General features: G+C 71.9%; 13 protein-coding genes and 1 pseudogene. 4 read left to right on the top strand and 10 right to left on the bottom strand.

Annotated elements, in window-relative coordinates:
- The 3 genes from CLV71_RS46070 to CLV71_RS46060 are packed head-to-tail and all read right to left on the bottom strand — an operon-like array spanning position 1 to position 3,375.
- The gene (locus CLV71_RS46070) at positions 1–1,734 is read right to left on the bottom strand and encodes an EAL domain-containing protein (protein ID WP_133909310.1); all 1,734 of its coding nucleotides are present in this window, start codon (positions 1,732–1,734) and stop codon (positions 1–3) included.
- Positions 1,731–2,531, bottom strand: coding sequence for an SAM-dependent methyltransferase (locus CLV71_RS46065; RefSeq protein ID WP_166664537.1), 801 nt, complete (start codon positions 2,529–2,531; stop codon positions 1,731–1,733). The genes CLV71_RS46070 and CLV71_RS46065 overlap by 4 nt, the downstream gene beginning before the upstream one ends.
- Positions 2,532–2,559: 28 nt before the next feature.
- Positions 2,560–3,375: an SAM-dependent methyltransferase gene (locus CLV71_RS46060; protein ID WP_133909308.1), complete on the bottom strand. Its 816-nt coding sequence runs from the start codon at positions 3,373–3,375 to the stop codon at positions 2,560–2,562.
- 196 nt (positions 3,376–3,571) lie between these two features.
- Between CLV71_RS46060 and CLV71_RS46055 the strand changes: the two genes are divergently transcribed.
- On the top strand, positions 3,572–4,600 hold the full coding sequence (locus CLV71_RS46055) for an alpha/beta hydrolase (protein ID WP_243867506.1): 1,029 nt from the start codon (positions 3,572–3,574) through the stop codon (positions 4,598–4,600).
- 15 nt (positions 4,601–4,615) lie between these two features.
- On the opposite strand, the gene CLV71_RS46050 is transcribed toward CLV71_RS46055, so the two are convergent.
- Both CLV71_RS46050 and CLV71_RS46045 read right to left on the bottom strand, forming a co-directional pair.
- Complete coding sequence (locus CLV71_RS46050; protein ID WP_133909307.1) at positions 4,616–4,939, bottom strand: transcriptional regulator; 324 nt, start codon at positions 4,937–4,939, stop codon at positions 4,616–4,618.
- On the bottom strand, positions 4,936–5,373 hold the full coding sequence (locus tag CLV71_RS46045; protein ID WP_133909306.1) for a hypothetical protein: 438 nt from the start codon (positions 5,371–5,373) through the stop codon (positions 4,936–4,938). The genes CLV71_RS46050 and CLV71_RS46045 overlap by 4 nt, the downstream gene beginning before the upstream one ends.
- 115 nt (positions 5,374–5,488) lie before the next feature.
- On the opposite strand from CLV71_RS46045, the gene ilvD reads away from it, so the two are divergent.
- Entirely contained in the window at positions 5,489–7,186 is a 1,698-nt protein-coding gene (gene ilvD, locus CLV71_RS46040; protein ID WP_133909305.1) for a dihydroxy-acid dehydratase, read from the top strand.
- A 5-nt stretch (positions 7,187–7,191) separates the two neighbouring features.
- On the opposite strand, the gene CLV71_RS46035 is transcribed toward ilvD, so the two are convergent.
- From CLV71_RS46035 to CLV71_RS46010, 5 genes and pseudogenes are all read right to left on the bottom strand, one after another.
- Positions 7,192–8,007 carry a tyrosine-protein phosphatase gene (locus tag CLV71_RS46035; protein WP_133909304.1) on the bottom strand — a complete coding sequence of 272 codons (816 nt, stop codon included), beginning with the start codon at positions 8,005–8,007 and terminating at the stop codon, positions 7,192–7,194.
- A 107-nt stretch (positions 8,008–8,114) separates the two neighbouring features.
- Positions 8,115–8,270 (bottom strand): annotated as a pseudogene (locus CLV71_RS46030) (TetR family transcriptional regulator); the annotation flags it as partial.
- A 212-nt stretch (positions 8,271–8,482) separates the two neighbouring features.
- Complete coding sequence (locus CLV71_RS46020) at positions 8,483–9,436, bottom strand: trypsin-like serine peptidase (RefSeq protein ID WP_133909303.1); 954 nt, start codon at positions 9,434–9,436, stop codon at positions 8,483–8,485.
- A 183-nt stretch (positions 9,437–9,619) separates the two neighbouring features.
- On the bottom strand, positions 9,620–10,984 hold the full coding sequence (locus tag CLV71_RS46015) for a PQQ-dependent sugar dehydrogenase (protein WP_166664536.1): 1,365 nt from the start codon (positions 10,982–10,984) through the stop codon (positions 9,620–9,622).
- Positions 10,985–11,477: 493 nt separating this feature from the next.
- Positions 11,478–12,785, bottom strand: a complete 1,308-nt coding sequence (locus CLV71_RS46010; RefSeq protein ID WP_133909302.1) for a 4-hydroxy-3-methylbut-2-enyl diphosphate reductase — start codon at positions 12,783–12,785, stop codon at positions 11,478–11,480.
- Positions 12,786–13,052: 267 nt separating this feature from the next.
- Here CLV71_RS46010 and CLV71_RS46005 point away from each other — a divergent pair, with 267 nt between their 5' ends.
- Together CLV71_RS46005 and katG are read left to right on the top strand one after the other, a co-directional pair.
- Positions 13,053–14,432: a DNA-binding protein gene (locus CLV71_RS46005; RefSeq protein ID WP_133909301.1), complete on the top strand. Its 1,380-nt coding sequence runs from the start codon at positions 13,053–13,055 to the stop codon at positions 14,430–14,432.
- Positions 14,433–14,451: 19 nt separating this feature from the next.
- Entirely contained in the window at positions 14,452–16,668 is a 2,217-nt protein-coding gene (katG, locus tag CLV71_RS46000; RefSeq protein ID WP_166664535.1) for a catalase/peroxidase HPI, read from the top strand.
- Positions 16,669–16,821 lie beyond the last annotated feature (153 nt).

Here is a 16,821-nt window from a genome sequence, read left to right as displayed (position 1 = left end):
CTACCAGCCGAGGTCGTCGTCCAGCTCGGCAGGCAGCGGGTAGAGCGGACCGGTGGCGAGGTCGGCGCCCGCGGCACGCCACCAGTCCGCCTCGGCACCGGTGCGGAGGTCGTCCACGACGACGATCGCACCCGCCTGGTGGGCGAGGGCGACGAGGTCCCGCACCGCCCTGCCGACGATCGGCTCGCCTGCCCGCCTGGTCAGCCGGGAGGCCAGGCGGACCGCGTGCACCGGCGCGTCCGACAGGCAGGTCACGTCGCCCGCGGTGCCGCCGAAGTCGTGCAGCGCCGTCCCGAGGCCCGCCTCGGCGAGGGTGGCGAGGCCACCGGCCGCGCCAGCGGGGAAGGAGACCTGCAGCCGTTCGGCTGGCAGGCCGGACTCGCCGATGGTCGCCAGCAGGCCGGGATCCGTCGCCTGGCCCGACGCGACGGGCACCGTCACCGGCAGGTCGCCCGACCACGAGGCGAGGCGCTCGCCGGTCTGGTCGAGCAGCCAGCGCCCGAGCATCCGGTCGAAACCGGTCCGCTCGGCCAGCGACACACACCGGTCGTGCGCCAGCGTGCCCAGTTCCGCGTGGTCCCAGCGCAACCGCGCGTCGAGGCGGGTGGGGCGGCCGTCGGACAGGCGGATCTGCGGCCGGAACTCGACGCCGACGTCGCCTGCCCGCCACGCGGTCGGCAGCGTCGCGGCCAGCCACAGCTCCTCGTGCTCCCGCTCGTGTGGCACGAGCGTGGCCCAGTGGCCCGCGCCGAGGCGCTGTGCCCTGCGCAGAGCCAGGTTCGCCGCGTGCAGCACGGTCGCCGGGTTCGAGGGGTAGGGCGGGCTCTGCACGACGCCGACGCTCGCCGACATGATCACGGCGACGCCGTCCACGATCGCGGGTTCGGCGAGCACCGCCTTGATCCTCGCGACGACCGGGGCGGGGTCGGGTGCGCGGTCCTCGGTCTCCACCAGTATCGCGAACCGGCCCGAGTCGAACCGGGCGACCATGCCCTCCCCGTCCGCCACCAGGCTCGTGAGCCGCTCCGCGATCACCTTCAGCAACCCGGTGGCGTCGTGTCTGCCGAGCCCGTCGCAGATCGTGCCGAGACCGTCGACCTCCAGGTGGTAAACGGTCGTCGGGCTGCCCATGTTGAGCACCTGCTCGAGCCGCGTGGTGAAGAACTGCCGGTTCGGCAGCCCGGTCCGCACGTCGTGGAGCAGCTGGTGGCCGAGCTCGCTGCGTAACAGGGAGAGCTCGGCGAACGCCTCGTCGCGCTGCGCCTCGCGGGTCTGGCGGCTCTGTTCGGCGTTCCGCACCGCCTCCTGGAGGGCCTGGTTGATCCTGGTCTGCTGGTCGACGGTCTGCCACCGCACGCTGTCGGTGTAACCACACGCCACCGCGTTGAGCACCCTGGCGATGCGCAGTGCGCTCCCGGCGGTGCGCTGCAACCGCTCGTCGGCCGTCAGTGCGCTCGCCAGGACGTCGACGCTGCACCGCAGGCTCGTCCTGCCGACGCAGTGCAGCTCGACCAGCCGTTCGCCGACCGCGGCGGCCCGGTCCTCGTCGAACAGCTCGGTCGTGACCGCGGCGAACACCTCCTGCGCCAGCTCACGCATCACCCGCTCGATCTCCTTGTGCGGCAAGGGGATGTAGGCGGTCATGCTCACCTGGTACGCCCACTTCCTCGCGAGCTTGTCCAGCTCCCGCTCGCGTGCGGGCTCGGCGGCGGGCTCCGACCGGGGCGTGCTCATGCCCGCGACCCCGGTTTGCGGCCGACGCCCACGTACACCATGGTCGCGGCGACCTCCTCCGCCGCGCTCAGCGACCGTTCCAGCTGCCACTGGCCCGGATCGACCACACCGGGCGGCACCAGCTCGAAGCCGCTGAACAAGCGGATCACCTCGTCACGTGTGCGCGGCTGTACGGGATCGCGGCTGGCGTTCATCACCCGTACCAGGTTGGTGACGTCGACCGGTCGCCGGTCGCCGGTGATGTGGGAGATCACGAGGTGGCTCCCGCCGACGACGCAGCGCCGGTAACGGGACACCATGTTCGCCAGGTTGGCCGAGGCGGGCAGGAGAGCCAGTCCGCTGGCCATCATCAACCCGATCGGCGCGGTGATGTCCAGCAGCTTGTCGTCACGGCAGGCGGTCATGATCTTCCTGGCATCACGCGGGTCGGCGTGCAGGACGGCGGTCCGCTCCGCGTCCGCGAGGAGCTGGCTCGTGTGCACGACCGAGATCGGGTCGGCGTGCGCGTACACCACGCGGCAGGTCGGGACGATGGCCTGCGCCACCTCGTGGACGTTGCCGATCGCGGTCGTGCCGACCGACAGGTCGAGGAACTGGTGGACACCGGCACCCACGAGGTGGGTCACCGCGTGGCGCATGAACGTACGGCCCAGCCGCACGAGGAGGTCGATGTCCGGCACGGCGTGCCGGAGCACCTCGGCGAGCCTGCGGTCGGCGGCGAAGTTGCGGGCGTCACCGAGGAGGTAGTCGAGCATGCGCGCCGCGCTCGCCACCGTGACGTCCCCGTCGATGGGCACGCGGTCGTGGGTACCTGCCATCGCCGCGTTACAGGACGCGGCCGACACCGGCGCAGGTGACAGCGTTGAAGTCGGGTGCGTCGGAGAAGTCACCGGGTCCCTCCGGTCGCCAGGCGGCGCACTCGACCACACCGGGCGGCACCAGTTCGAAGCCTGCGAACATCTCGGTGACCCGGCCGCGCTCGCGGGTGAAGGTGTCGTCGGCGATGCGGCCGAGCGCGTCGTCCATCGTCTGGTTCATCCACCTGGAGACGCCGTCCCGCGTCATGTGCGAGAGCGCGAGGTAGCTGCCGGGGGCGAGCGCCGAGTGGTAGCGGGCCAGGAGGCCCTCCGGGTCGTCGGTGTCGGACACGAAGTGCCATACCAACAGGGTGAGCAGGCCGACGGGCTCGCTGAAATCCAGCAGGTGCGTGATCTCCGGGCGGGTGAGCAGGTCGTCCGGGTCACGCAGGTCGCCGTAGATCGCCGCGGCCCGGTTATTGCCACGCAACAATATCCGACTGTATTCGACGGCGATTGGTTCTTTGTCCACATAAACGACCCGGCAGGCCGGATCGACCTCCTGCGCGATCTCGTGCACGTTGCCGACGCTCGGAATACCGGAACCGATGTCGAGGAACTGCCGCACGCCGTTGTCAATCATGAAGAGCACGGCCCGTCGCAGGAAGGACCTGTTGACCCGGGGCACGTCGGCGGCGTTGGGCATCATCCGCATGGTCCGCCTGGCGAACTGACGGTCCACCGGGAAGTTGTGCGCTCCGCCCAGCAGGTAGTCGTACACGCGTGCCGCATTGGGGACACTCGTGTCAATGCCGCCGAAAATTTCGGCCGGGCGTTCGATCATCACACACCTACCTTCGGTACTCCCCCGAGCATCTCAGCGCATTCTGTCATTCTTGTCAGCACCCCGATCGGGTGATGCCGAAGCAGGGTGTGACTGACATAGAGTGCCGTCCGCGACGATCGTCGCCGAAACCATCTCAGCAATGATGATTGGAAATCATTTCGTGGCACACTTAGTTCTTTCTCGTCCTGGCGCGGTGGCGCGCCGGGCGTCGGCGGCCGTGCTGACGCTCGCCGGCCTGCTGTTGTCCGCACCGTCCGCCACGGCCGAGCCCGTGTCCTGTTCGGACGTCACCATCCCGGTATCCCTCGCCGGGAAACAGGAGTCGATGTACGGGCGGCTGTGCGAGCCGAGCGGGCCGACGTCGACGGTGTTCCTGCTCGTGCCGGGCTCCTCCTACAACAGCTCCTACTGGGACCTGCCCGCGAGCCTCGGCCTGTCCTCGTTCCGCGCGGGCATGAACGAGTCCGGCTACGCGACGCTCACCGTCGACCGGCTGGGCACCGGACGCAGCTCCCGGCCTGTCAGCCTCTCGCTGACCGCGCTCACCCAGGCCGACACGCTCCACCAGGTCGTGGGCAGGCTGCGGGCTGGCTCGGTCGGCCGGGCCTACCAGAAGGTGGTCATCGGTGGGCACTCGCTCGGCGGGGCCACGTCCGTCCTGGAGGCGGCGACCTTCCACGACGTGGACGGCGTGCTGGTCGCGGGCCTCGCCCACAACATCTACCCCGCGGGCGCGGTGGACGTCGTGGCCGCGCTCTACCCCGCGGCGCTGGACCCCGTGCTGGCCAACCGGAACTACGACGTCGGCTACCTCACGACCCGACCGGGCACGCGCGGGCAGGCGTTCCACAAACCGGCGCAGCTCCGCCCCGCCGCCGCGGCGTTCGAGGAGTCCACGAAGGACGGGTTCGCCGCCACCGAGGCGCCCGACGCGCTCGGGTTGGGCATCCTGACCCCGTACTCGGCCCTCATCGACGTGCCGGTGCTGCTGGCCATGAGCGGGAAGGACCCGCTGTTCTGCTCGCCGATCCCGTTGGTGGGCACCAACTGCACGTCCTCGGCGACCCTGCGCGCCCAGGAGGCCCCGTACTACTCCGCCTCCGCGCGACTGCGTACCTACGTGCTGCCCGGGATCTACGGGCACTCCTTCAACTACGCCCCGAACGCCCGGCTCTTCTCCGAGGCGACCGCCGCGTGGGCGGACGAGCTGGTCGGCCGCTGACCTCGGGACGCCACGTCAGCCGCCGCCCTCGATGATCCGGCGCAGCGCGGCGACGTGGCCTCGGTAGGAGGTCCGCCCGGTCTCGGTGAGGCGAAGCCACACCCGCTGCCTCGTGTCGCGCACGGCACGGCGCTGCTCGACGTAGCCGGCGTCCGCGAGCACCGAGATGTGCTTGCTCAGAGCGGACTTGCTGATCCCGAGCACGGACTGCAGTGCGCCGAACTCGATCTCGCGAACGGGATCGAGCGCCGCGCAGGTCCGCAGCCGCACGGGAGCGTGGATCACCTGGTCGAAACCGGCCACGGCCGCGGGTCGCTCGGTGTCGGGCGTGGGGGTCACCCGCGCCCGGCCCGGGCACTCGACGCGAGTCCGGTACCGGCGAACGACGCGAACACCACCACCGCCGCCACGACCGGCGACCACCACGCGAGCCGCACCGTCAACCCGCCCGCGACCGCGACGACCACGGCGGGTCCGTACAGCACCGAGACCTCCCACCACCGCATCGCGCCGCCGGTCCAGCCCTCACACACGCCACGGGCACGGCTCGCGGCGACGACCAGGCGCAGGAGCACGAGGGTGACCACGACGCAGCTCACGAGGCCCAGCCACACCGGTAGCAACACCATGACCGGCAGCGCGGCCAGGCCCGCCGCCGTGGCGAGCCAGTACCACCTCGGATAGCCGGTCCACGCCACGCGCGCCCGGCTCCGTTCCACCGCGGCCAGCGCCGCCGACGCCTCGGCCACACTCACCGGACCATCTGTTTCCATGTCGGCAACTCTAGAGTTTCCGACTAGGAAACACAAGCAGGCGGCGTGCGAGCCCGAGCCGTGGGCTCCGCTGCCCGTTACGGTGAGGCGGAGCCACAACGGGTGAGGAGATGTCATGGACCCGCGTCACCGTTCACGCGCACTCGTCGAGGGACCCGCCCGTGCGGGGGCGCGGGCGCAGCTCAAGGGCATGGGCTTCGACGCGGAGGCGTTGTCGAGGCCGTTCGTCGGCGTCGCGCACTGCTGGACCGGGACCATGCCGTGCAACCTCTCCCACCGGACGCTCGCGGGTGCCGTCGCGGACGGTGTGCGTGCCGCGGGTGGCACCCCCATGGAGACCAACACGATCGCGATCTCCGACGGGATCACCATGGGCACCCCGGGGATGCGCATGTCGCTGGTGTCGCGGGAGGTGATCGCCGACTCGGTCGAGCTGGTCGCACGTGGACACTGCTTCGACGCGCTCGTCGGGATCGCGGGCTGCGACAAGACGATCCCCGCCATGGCGATGGCGATGGCGCGGCTCGACGTGCCGAGTGTGTTGCTGTACAGCGGATCCATCCGGCCCGGTTGCTGGCAGGAGCGGAACGTGACGGTGCAGGACGTGTACGAGGCGATCGGCGCGCACTCCGCGGGCCGCGTCACCGACGAGGAGCTGCTGGCGCTCGAGGAGGCGGCGTCGCCGGGGTTCGGCGCGTGCGGCGGGCAGTTCACGGCGAACACGATGGCGATGGTGTTCGAGGTGATGGGGCTGAGCCCGCTCGGCTCCGCGATGGTGCCCGCGCAGGACGAGCACAAGGGCGGGGTCGCCGAGGAGGTGGGCAGGCTCGCGATGTCGGTGCTGACGAACGGCATCCTGCCCCGCGACGTGATCACCCGCGCGTCGGTGCGCAACGCGATGACGGCCGTGGCCGCGTCCGGCGGGTCGACCAACGCGGTGCTGCACCTGCTCGCGCTCGCCGCCGAGATGGGGGTCGACGTCACGATCGACGACATGGACGAGATCAGCGCGAAGACACCGCTGCTCTGCGACCTCAAGCCGGGCGGCCGGTTCGTCGCGACCGACCTGTACGCCGCGGGTGGCGTGCCGCTGCTCGTGCGACGGCTCCTGGAGGGCGGCCTGCTCGACCCGGACGCGATGACCGTCACCGGACGGACGCTCGGCGAGGCCGGGCGCGACGCGGAGGAGACGCCGGGCCAGGAGGTCGTGCTGCCACTGGACCGCCCGCTCAAGCCGACGGGCGGACTCGCGATCCTGCGGGGCGACGTCGCGCCGGAGGGTTCCGTGGTGAAGCTGTCCGGTCACGAACGCCAGTGGCACCAGGGGCCCGCGCGGGTGTTCGACGGCGAGGAGGCGGCGATGGCGGCCGTGCTCGCCGGCACCATCCGGCCCGGGGACGTGGTGGTCATCCGGAGCGAGGGTCCGGCGGGCGGTCCCGGTATGCGTGAGATGCTCGCCGTGACCGGCGCGCTGCAGGGCGCGGGCCTCGGCGGGGACGTCGCGCTCATCACCGACGGCCGGTTCAGCGGCGCCACCCGCGGGTTCATGGTCGGCCACGTGGCACCGGAGGCCGCCAGGGGCGGCCCGATCGCCGCTCTGCGCGACGGCGACACGATCACCATCGACGTCGCGACCCGGCGCATCGACGTGTCACTGACCGCCGAGGAGATCACCACCCGGGCGGCGCAGTGGCGCCCCGCGCCGAACCCGCACCTGACCGGCGTCCTCGCGAAGTACGAGGCTCAGGTCGGCAGCGCGAGCACGGGCGCGACCACCAACCCGAGGCTGCCCGGCCGTGCCGAGCACGGCTGAGGGGTTCACACCAGCAGGCGGGCCCGCAGGGCGTCGAGCGTCGCGTCGTCGAGGCCGAGGCCCTGACGGGCGTAGGCCGCCACCGAGCCGTACAGGTGGTCGACCTCGGCGAACGCCGCACGCAGCCAGCTCAGCTCCACCGCCGTCGGGTTGCCCAGCGTCGTGTTGCTGAGCATGAAGTCGGCCTCGACGGTCGCCATCGGCACCCCGAGGAGACTCAGCAGGACGGCCGTGCCCCAGCCGGTGCGGTCCTTGCCCGCCGTGCAGTGGAACACGGTGGCGCCCGAGCCGTTGGCGGCGACCGCACGCAGCAGGTCACCGAAGGCGTGGTCGGCACCGACGAAGTCGACCATGAACGGGTAGGCGACCGACTGGCCCAGGTTGTCCGAGCCGTTGAACAGCCCCGCTGCCAACGCCCTCACCAGCGTGACCGTGGCGTTGCCGTGGAAGCGCAGACCGTACTGCACGGAGACCACGTCGGCCACCTGGTAGCGGGCCCCGGCGGGCACCCGGTCCGGCTCGTCGTGGCGCTCGACGACGTTGCGCAGGTCGACGTCCAGCGTGACGCCCAGGTCGGTGAGGCGCTGGAGGTCGGCGTCGGTCAGCTCGGAAAGCTTGCCGGAGCGGTAGACAACGCCGGTGCGCACGGTTCGGCCGTCCGAGGTGGCATAGCCGCCGACGTCCCGGAAGTTCCTGGCACCGGCCAGTTCCACCGCGCCGACGGCGGCAGGGGCCGGAGTAGTCGCCCACGCCTGGGTCCCGACACCGCTCAGCACCGCGGCCGTGGCCGCGGCCACCGCGATCCACCTTCGCACGCGCATCCCCGCTCCCTTCGCAGCTAACCGCACATATGTGAACAATTCCCGCATCCGCGGGAGCCGTCAACACTGAGCGACGAAGTGTTCGCGGGGAGTTCAACCTGGGCTCGTCAGCGTGGCATGCGCAGTCCCGCGACAAGGAGTCCGACGAGGCGGCGCGCGCCGTAGCGGGTGTTGCCGTCCGCACCGGCACAGAGGCCGCCGACACCGCGCATGAGCTCGTAGGGGATCTCGCCCGCGTCGGCCGCCGCGGACAGCAGCCGGGCCGGGGAGACGACCGACGAGAGCCCGGCACGAGTCGCGCTGCTCCAGCACGTCACGGTGGCCTACCTCCGCCACGCCCTGGACGTCGAGGACTCCGCCTGGGCGGCGGCGCGGCAGGACCTCGCGGAGGGCGCCAACCCGCTCGGGCGGCTCGAGTCCACACAGGACCGCGTGCCCACCGACCCTCTCCCGGCCGGTGGGCACGCTCCTTCCCTTACGGCGTTTGGTCCTTGGCCGCGTTGAACACGTCCAACACGTGGTTGTCGTAGTACGGACCGGAGTTCGCGCCGTTGAGCAGGCCCTGCATCGCGCTGATCACGTAACCGAGCCCGTTGGGCTGGTAGTCCTCCAGCCACGGCCCGCCGCTGGAACCGCCGCCGAAGTCACAGCCCAGCCGGTACGCGCTGGCACTCGGCCACTGGTCGGTCGTACCCCAGCAGTACCACTGGACCTCGCCGCCGTCACGGTTCCCGGGATACCCCGCGATGTGGACGAAGCGGCTGAAGCCGCCGTTGACCCGGAAGCCGTGGCCGCCGACGGTGTCGACCAGCCGCTGGCCGGACCCGTTGTCGTACGTCACGACCAACCCGAAGTCGCGCTGCCAGTTGCCGTCGACGGTCCAGCCGGTCGAGCTGTGGTACCAGTAGGCCGGGAACCGGCCGCGCGGCTCGGAACCGTGGTCGTAACCCGGGATGAAGATCCAGTTCAGCATCCACGCGCCACCACTGCCGCCCGTGTGCACGCAGTGCCCGGCGGTCGACACGAGCCGTTTCGAGCCCGTGTTCACCGCGCCGCCCGAGCACGAGTAGGTCAGGTTGTCCTTCGGGTTGAGGAAGAAGATCTTTCCGGTGGTGTAGGAGAACCAGGCGTCCCGGGTCGAGGCGTCCTTCGGCGCCGCGGGAGCGCTGGCGGTCACGGTTTCCTTCACCTCGACGGGCGGCCGCCCGCTCGTCGTGTGGGTGGGTGCGTCGGCAGGCGTGGCCGACGCGAGCCGCTCCTTCGTCCAGTAGTCGTTGACGATCTTCTCGGCCTGGCCGGCGGAGACCCGCCGTTTTGCCTGTGCCGCCTCGTCCCAGACGAGTGCGGCGGCCCCTGCGGCCGACTCCGCGCCGGACGTCGCCGCGGGAGCGGCAGTCGCGGGAGCGGCGACCAGGACCGTCGAAACCAACGCCAGACCGGAAATCACGCCCAGCACTGATCTTCGGGTGAATATCATTTCATCCCCCAAGAACGAAAATTGCCGGCGGGAAGTAATTTCCCGCCGGCCACTCACTGTACGGAGATGATTTTGGTGTAACAACCGCCCTTCGGGGCAGGATGGGTTGCCCCGAAGGGCCTGTCGGTCAGCCGGTCATTTCTCCGGCGGCGCGAGGCGGTAGACGGCACCCGCGCTGTCGTCGGTCACGTAGACGGCGTTGTCGGGCCCGATGACCGCGGCGACCGGGCGGCCCCACCTGTTCCCGTCCTCGGACTGGAATCCCCCGACGAGCGTCTGCTGGGGCCCCAGCTCTCCGTCGTGCCACGGGAAGAACGACACCTCCGGCGCCCTGGGCGGCGAGGCGTTCCACGAGCCGTGCACACCGACCAGTGCGCCGTGCGCGTAGTCGCCGGGGAGCCCACCGTCCACGAAGGACAGTCCGAGCGGGGCGGAGTGCCCGCCGAGAGCCTGTTCGACCTTGGGCAGCGTGGCGCAGTCGAGCTTGCCGCCGCCCGGGTTGGTCTCGACGTCGGTGGTGAACGGGACGTCCGAGAAGTCCTGGGGGCTGCCCTGGACACCCGGCTCGGTGTCGGGGTCCGGGTTGCAGTACGGCCAGCCCAGGTTCCGGCCGGACGTGAGCTTGGCGAGGGGCTCGGCGGGGTGGTCACGCACGTACTCGCTGATCACCTTGCCGCGCGAGGAACCCGGATCGTCGCCGTAGGGCTTGTCGAACGGGTACTGGACGTTGTCCCGGTTGTTCACCGCCGTCCACACCGAACCGTCCGGTGCGATCGCCAGCCCGGTGCCGTTGCGCACGCCGACGGCGAACGGCTCCGGCGACCCGCCGCCCGGCGGTACCCGCAGGATCGACGCCCTCGGCGGCTTCGCCGTCAGGTCCTCCGAGGAGATGTTGCCTGTGGACCCGACGGAGACGTAGACCGCCCCGTCGCCGCCAACGGCCACGCTCTTCAGGGCGTGGGCGTACTTGCCGCCCAGTTCGGGAGTGCTGCCGCTGGGCAGGTCGGTCACGATCGGACGGCGGTCGGTCGCCCTGCCTGCCGCGTAGGTGTAGGAGTCCACGCGGTCGGTCTGCGCGACGTACAGCGTCGAACCGGAGAAGGTGAGGCCGTGCGGCTGGTTGAGCTTGTCCAGCAGGACCGACATCGTCGCGCCGTCGTGCCCGTCCGGCGTGAGCCGGACCACCGTGCCGTTGCCGGGCACCGAGACGAGCAGCGTGCCGTCCGGCGCCCACGCGGCGAGGCGGGCCGAGGGGACCCGCGCGAACACCGACAGAGTCCAGCCGCGGGGCACGAGTGCCTGCCGGTCCACGTCCAGCGGAGCGGCGTCCATCCCGTCCGGAACCCGGACGGTCACCGCGACCAGACCGTCCGGTGCGGCGGCGGTCGGCGCCGGGCCCCCGTCACCGGACGTGGCGCCGGGAGTCGTCGACGCCGAGTCGCAGGCGGACACGAGCAGGGCGATGGCCGTCACCAGCAGGACGGGACGTCGGAGGCGCACAGGACTCCCTGAGATCGACGCGCGGAGGTCTGAGCCGGCAGGTTACCCGCTCGTGACCGGACGCGTCGGACCCGAGGAGGGTCACCCGGTGACGTGTCCCCCACGACCACCTGGTCTGGCCGGCGTCGGGGCGCGTCGTCCTCGTCGTCGACAGGCGGGGTCAGGGCGCGAACGGCGGCTACCGGATCGAGGTGCAAGTACGCGGCGGGCGCGGCACTGGACGACACCGCGGCGTTCGGGCTCACCTGGACTGGTTGAACCGGCGTTACGAGGCACGTCCTCCAGCGCGTTCCCGGCGGCCGGTCGCATGTCCCGGCCCGGGACGCGGGAGCCTTCTCGGGCGAACGTCGTCCTTCGGCCATCGTCCACGGCACCGTCGTCGACTCCCCCGTCGCCGGGTTACGTCGTCGACCGCCCGTGGAGCGCGGGAATCGAGAGTCGAGTGGGCGGTTGTCGAGAGGTGGCTGCCAGCCGGCCGCCGTGCCGCGGGCGTTCAGGAGGTCATGACGGGTTCGGTCGTCGGGTGGACCTCACTCGGGACGGACCGGGCGTCCCTCCCGTGGTAGTCGTCGGCGGTCGCCTGTGACGGGATGTCGGGGTCGCGGTGTGCCACCGACAGCGGTCCCAGTGCCGACAGTGCCTCGGCGATCCCGTCGACGGTCCCCGGCGCGGCCGACAACGCGGGTGTCACCCCGACGGTCGACGCCCTCGGCAGCCAGGCGAGGCGCAGGTCCTCGACGCGCGCCACGACGTGCACGTCCGCCTGTCCCACCGCGCGTGCGCGTTCGGCGATGGTCACCGCGTCGCGGCAGTCGTCGGAGCCGGCGACCAGCAGCAGGTCGCACGCCGCGGCGAGGCCGTCCACGACCTCGGCCCGCTCGGTGGCGGCGTGGCAGAGGCCGTGCTGGGCACGCACGGTCGGCCAGGTCGCCCGCAGCATGGCGATCACGTCGGCGGCCTCGTCGAGTGGAAAGCCCGGCGCGACGAGGTAGGACACCGGGTCCGCGACGTCGATGTCCAGGCGGAGAACGTCGTCCACGGTCTGCACCACGCGGGTGTCGTGCGGCGCGAGGCCGGTCAGCGTGCTCACGACCGCGTGGTCCGCGCGGCCGATCACCACGATCGTGTCGCCCCTGGCGGCGAACCGCCGCGCCTCCGCGAGGATGTCGGCCGCCAGCGGGCAGGTGGCGTCGACGACCGTCAGCCCCCGCAGCACGGCCTCGGCCCGCACCGCCGGTTCCACGCCGTGGGCCGGGAACACCACGGTGGCACCGCACGGCACGAGATCGAGATCCGTGACCACCATCGCGCCCCGGCGGCGCAGGTCCTCGACCGCGGCCGACTCGGCCACCATCCGGCCCCACACGTACACGGCCCCGCCGCCTGCCAGTGCCCGTCCCACGAGCCGCACCGCGCGCCGTGCGCCGTGGCAGGTCGGCGGCGCACCGGCGACCAGCAGCCGCCGCGTGCGCAGTGCCGAGGACCATTCCCGCATCACCTCGGCCACGGCCGTCGCCGTCGCCGTGTCCCCCGCGGCCGACGCGACGCCGAAGCCCCGTGCCCGGCCCGTCGCGTCCAGCCAGCTCGTGACCCGCACGACCGGCAGCCGCTGGTCGACTCTCGCCGAGGAGTTCAGGGCTCGGTGGTAGCGCACGCGAATCCCGCGCCGTGCCAGCGCGCCGCCCACCACGGCCGCCGAGGCACACCGCACGGAGCCCAGCACGGGATGCGACAGGCCCTGCGCCACCACGACCTCGCCGGGGTTCACCGGCGTTGTCGTCGTCAGTCGTTCGTGTTCCACGCTCACCTCCGGGCGGGAAGCTCCGCCGCCGACAGGTACCAGCATCAATGTCGCAACGCTGTCCAGTGCCTGACCAGCAAATCCACGCTGTCGGGGGACTCCCGAACGGTTAGAACACGCTCCGCAGTCAGGTCCGGCCCCGGACAGAGGTGTCCCCGGCCCGACGGCGGTACCTAGGGTGGGGGGGTAGGCCCGGCCGCGGCGACCGGCGTGGAACGCGTGCGTGCCGCGGGCGTTCTGGGGACGGACCAAGGGCGGTTCCTCACCATGAGAGATGGACATCGGCTCGAGTCGGGCGGCGGCACCGTACTCGCGGCGTGGGAACGGTTCGTGCGGGGCGAGGACCAGGTCCCCGGCGTCCGGCCGGAGGTCGCGATCTCCTGGCACCGCTGCCGGGAGCAGTACCGGGTCGACCCGCACCTCACGCACGCCCCCGTGGCCGTCGCGGAGGTCGACCACACGCCGGAGCACGACGTCGTGTTCGCGGAGCTGGGTTTCCGGGCCGCGTCCGTCGCGCACGAGGTGGGCAACCTCGGCGGGGTCGTCACCGTCACCGACGCCACCGGCCGGATCCTGGCCGAGTGGGGCGACCAGGCGACGCTCGCCAGGGCCACCGACGCCAACCTCGCGCCCTGGTACTGCTGGTCCGAGTCCGCCGCGGGCACCAACGGCATGGGCACCGCGCTGGAGGCGCACGGTCCGGTGGTGGTCAGGGCCGCCGAGCACTGGTGCCAGGCGTTCCACAGCTGGGTCTGCGCGGGGGTCGCGGTGCGCGACGTGGTCACGAAGGAACCGCTCGCGGCGCTGAACATCTCCTGCTGGCGCAGCCAGCTCCCCTCGTCGGTCGGCGGCTGGCTGGCGAACGCGGTCACCAGGACCCAGTGCACGCTGCGCAGGCGTGCCCGCAACAGCGGCGCCGAACTGGTCGCGGCGTTCACCGAGGCCAGGGCGCGCTCGGGTGCCGCGCTCGCCGCGATGGACACCGCGGGCAAGGTGGTGATCGCCGACGAGACGGCGGGCGTGCTCATGGGTGTCCCCGCCGCCACCCCGGCCCTCGACCCCACGGTGCGCTGGAAGCCCGGCCTGCCGGAGCTGATCGAGGCGGTCCGGTACACCTGCGGGCAGGCGGCCCGGCGCCCCGAGTGGGTCGGCACGACGCGTGTGTTCACCCACCTCGCCGAGGAGCCGACCTCGATCAGCCTCCGACCCGTCTTCTCGGCCGGTCACCTGATCGGGACGCTGGTCCTGTTCGGCGCCGCGGACGGGGCGCCACTGCCGAAGGCCGACGGGACCGCGCACGCTCGGCCGCGGCCGAGCCGGGTGGTCGCGACGCGTGACAACCGGATGGTGCTGCTGCGGCTGCCGGAGGTCTCCTTCGCCGAGTCGGAGGGCAACGACGTGTGGCTGGCCACCGACCAGGGGCGGCTGCGGGCCGCGTCGCCGGGGCTGGACAAGTTCGAGGGCGAGCTGGCCGACGCGGGCTTCCTGCGGGTGCACCGCCGGTACGTGGTGAACCTCAGCCGTGTCCGTGAGGTCGAGCGCGGCGTCAAGGGCGGTCTGTCCCTGGTCATGGACGACCGGACGAACACGATGGTGCCGGTCTCCCGGCGGAACGTGCCCGCCGTGCGCCGCGCGCTCGACATCTGAGTCTCCGGGAGGTGTTCCCGTGTCCGACAACGCAGGCGAGCCGGCGGGAGCGGGTGGTCTCGGTGTCCCCGTGTCGGCCGAGGCACACGGTCGGCCACCTGCGGGCACCGGCAACCGCGACTGGTGGCCGGGCAGGCTCGACCTCTCGGTGCTGCGCAGGCACGACAGGCTGGCCGACCCGATGGGCGAGGGCTTCGACTACGCGAAGGCGTTCCTGGCCCTCGACCTGGACGCCGTCGCGGCCGACGTCGACGCGGCGCTCACGACGTCACGCGAGTGGTGGCCCGCGGACTTCGGCCACTACGGACCGCTCGTGGTCCGCATGGTGTGGCACTGCGCCGGGACCTACCGCGTCGGCGACGGTCGCGGCGGCGCCGCCGCGGGCATGCAGCGGTTCGCGCCGCTGAACAGCTGGCCGGACAACCGGAACCTCGACAAGGCACGCAGGCTGCTGTGGCCGGTGAAACGCAAGTACGGCCGCGCGATCTCCTGGGCGGACCTGATGGTCTTCGCGGGCAACCGCGCACTGGAGTCGATGGGCCTGCGCACCTTCGGTTTCGGCGGCGGCCGGGCCGACGTGTGGGAGTCCGAGCAGGACATGTACTGGGGTCCCGAGCGTGCCTGGCTCGGCGACGAACGCCACAGCGGCGTCCGTGACCTGATGAGCCCGCTGGCCGCCGACCAGCTGGGCCTCATCTACGTCAACCCGGAGGGCCCCAACACGGTGCCCGACCCGCTCACCTCGGCACGCGACATCCGCGAGACGTTCCGGCGCATGGGGATGAACGACGAGGAGACCGTCGCGCTGATCGCGGGCGGCCACACGTTCGGCAAGACCCACGGCGCGGCCAGTCCGGAACGACACCTCGGCCCGGAACCGGAGGGCGCCCCGCTGGAGGCGCAGGGTCTGGGCTGGATGAGCGACTACGGCAGCGGAAAGGGTCCCGACACCATCTCCAGCGGGCTCGAGGGCACGTGGACACCCACGCCGACGAGGTGGGACAACAGCTTCCTCGAGACGCTGTTCGGCTACGAGTGGGACCTGGCACTGAGCCCTGCCGATCTGTGGCAGTGGATCCCGCGCGACGGCGCCGGTGCGGGCACGGTGCCGGACGCACACGACCCGTCGCGGACCCACGCGCCGACGATCCTGACGACCGACCTCGCGCTGCGGTTCGACCCGGTCTACGAGCCGATCTCGCGGCGCTTCCTGGCGAACCCGGACCGGCTGGCGGACGCGTTCGCGCGGGTCTGGTTCAAGCTGACGCACCTCGACATGGGCCCGGTCCGACGCTACCTCGGACCGCTGGTCCCCCGGGAACCGTTGCTGTGGCAGGACCCCGTGCCCGCCGCGGAGCACGAGCCGGTGGGACCGGACGACCTCCCCACGCTGAAGGCCATGATCCTCGGCTCGGGGTTGACGGTCGCCGAGCTGGTGTCCACGGCGTGGGCGTCGGCCTCGACGTTCCGGCGCAGCGACCGCCGCGGCGGGGCGAACGGCGCGCGGATCCGCCTCGAGCCGCAGCGCGGCTGGCGGGTCAACGACCCGGAGACACTGGCGCGGGTGCTGCGCGTCCTGGAAGGTGTCCGGGCGTCCTTCGACGGCGGCGGAAAGGTCTCGCTGGCCGACCTCGTCGTGCTCGGCGGGTGCGCGGCGGTCGAGCGGGCAGCGGGCCACGACGTCGAGGTCCCGTTCACGCCGGGACGCACGGACGCGTCGCAGGAGTGGACCGACGTGACCTCCTTCGCGTCGCTCGAGCCGGTCGCGGACGGGTTCCGCAACTACCGGCGGTGGGGCGGCGGGCTGCCGTCGGAGTACCTGCTGGTCGACCGCGCGAACCTGCTGGGCCTGAGCGCACCGGAGATGACCGTGCTGGTGGGGGGTCTGCGTGTGCTGGGCGCGAACACCGGGCGGTCCCGGCGGGGCGTGCTCACGGCCACGCCGGGCGTGCTGACCAACGACTTCTTCGTGAACCTGGTCGACATGGGCACGACGTGGACGGGGACGTCCGACGCGGACACGTTCGAGGGCCGCGACCGCGTGAGCGGCGAGGTGAGGTGGACGGCCAGCCGCGTGGACCTCGCCTTCGGCGCCAACTCCGAGCTGCGGGCGCTCGCCGAGGTCTACGCGAGCGACGACGCGCGGCCGAGGTTCGTGCGCGACTTCGTCGCCGCGTGGGAAAAGGTCATGAACCTCGACCGGTACGACCTCGCCCGAACCGGGTACGAACGGTAGCCGACGGCGTGTGAACGGCACGGTCCCGCACTTTCTTGTCGGTGTGATTTCCCCGGCGTAGTACGGCAGCCGCAGTTTGGTGATCTTTGCTGGTCAGAGGCTTGACTAGGCCCGAGTGATCATGGAAGCAGCCGCCTCATGATCATCAAGTTG

This window comes from Actinophytocola oryzae (genome assembly GCF_004364325.1).
In the GTDB taxonomy this organism is placed as follows: Bacteria; Actinomycetota; Actinomycetes; order Mycobacteriales; family Pseudonocardiaceae; genus Actinophytocola; species Actinophytocola oryzae.
Note: the sequence above shows the minus strand (reverse complement) of the source record. Positions and strands in the feature narration are given on the sequence as shown.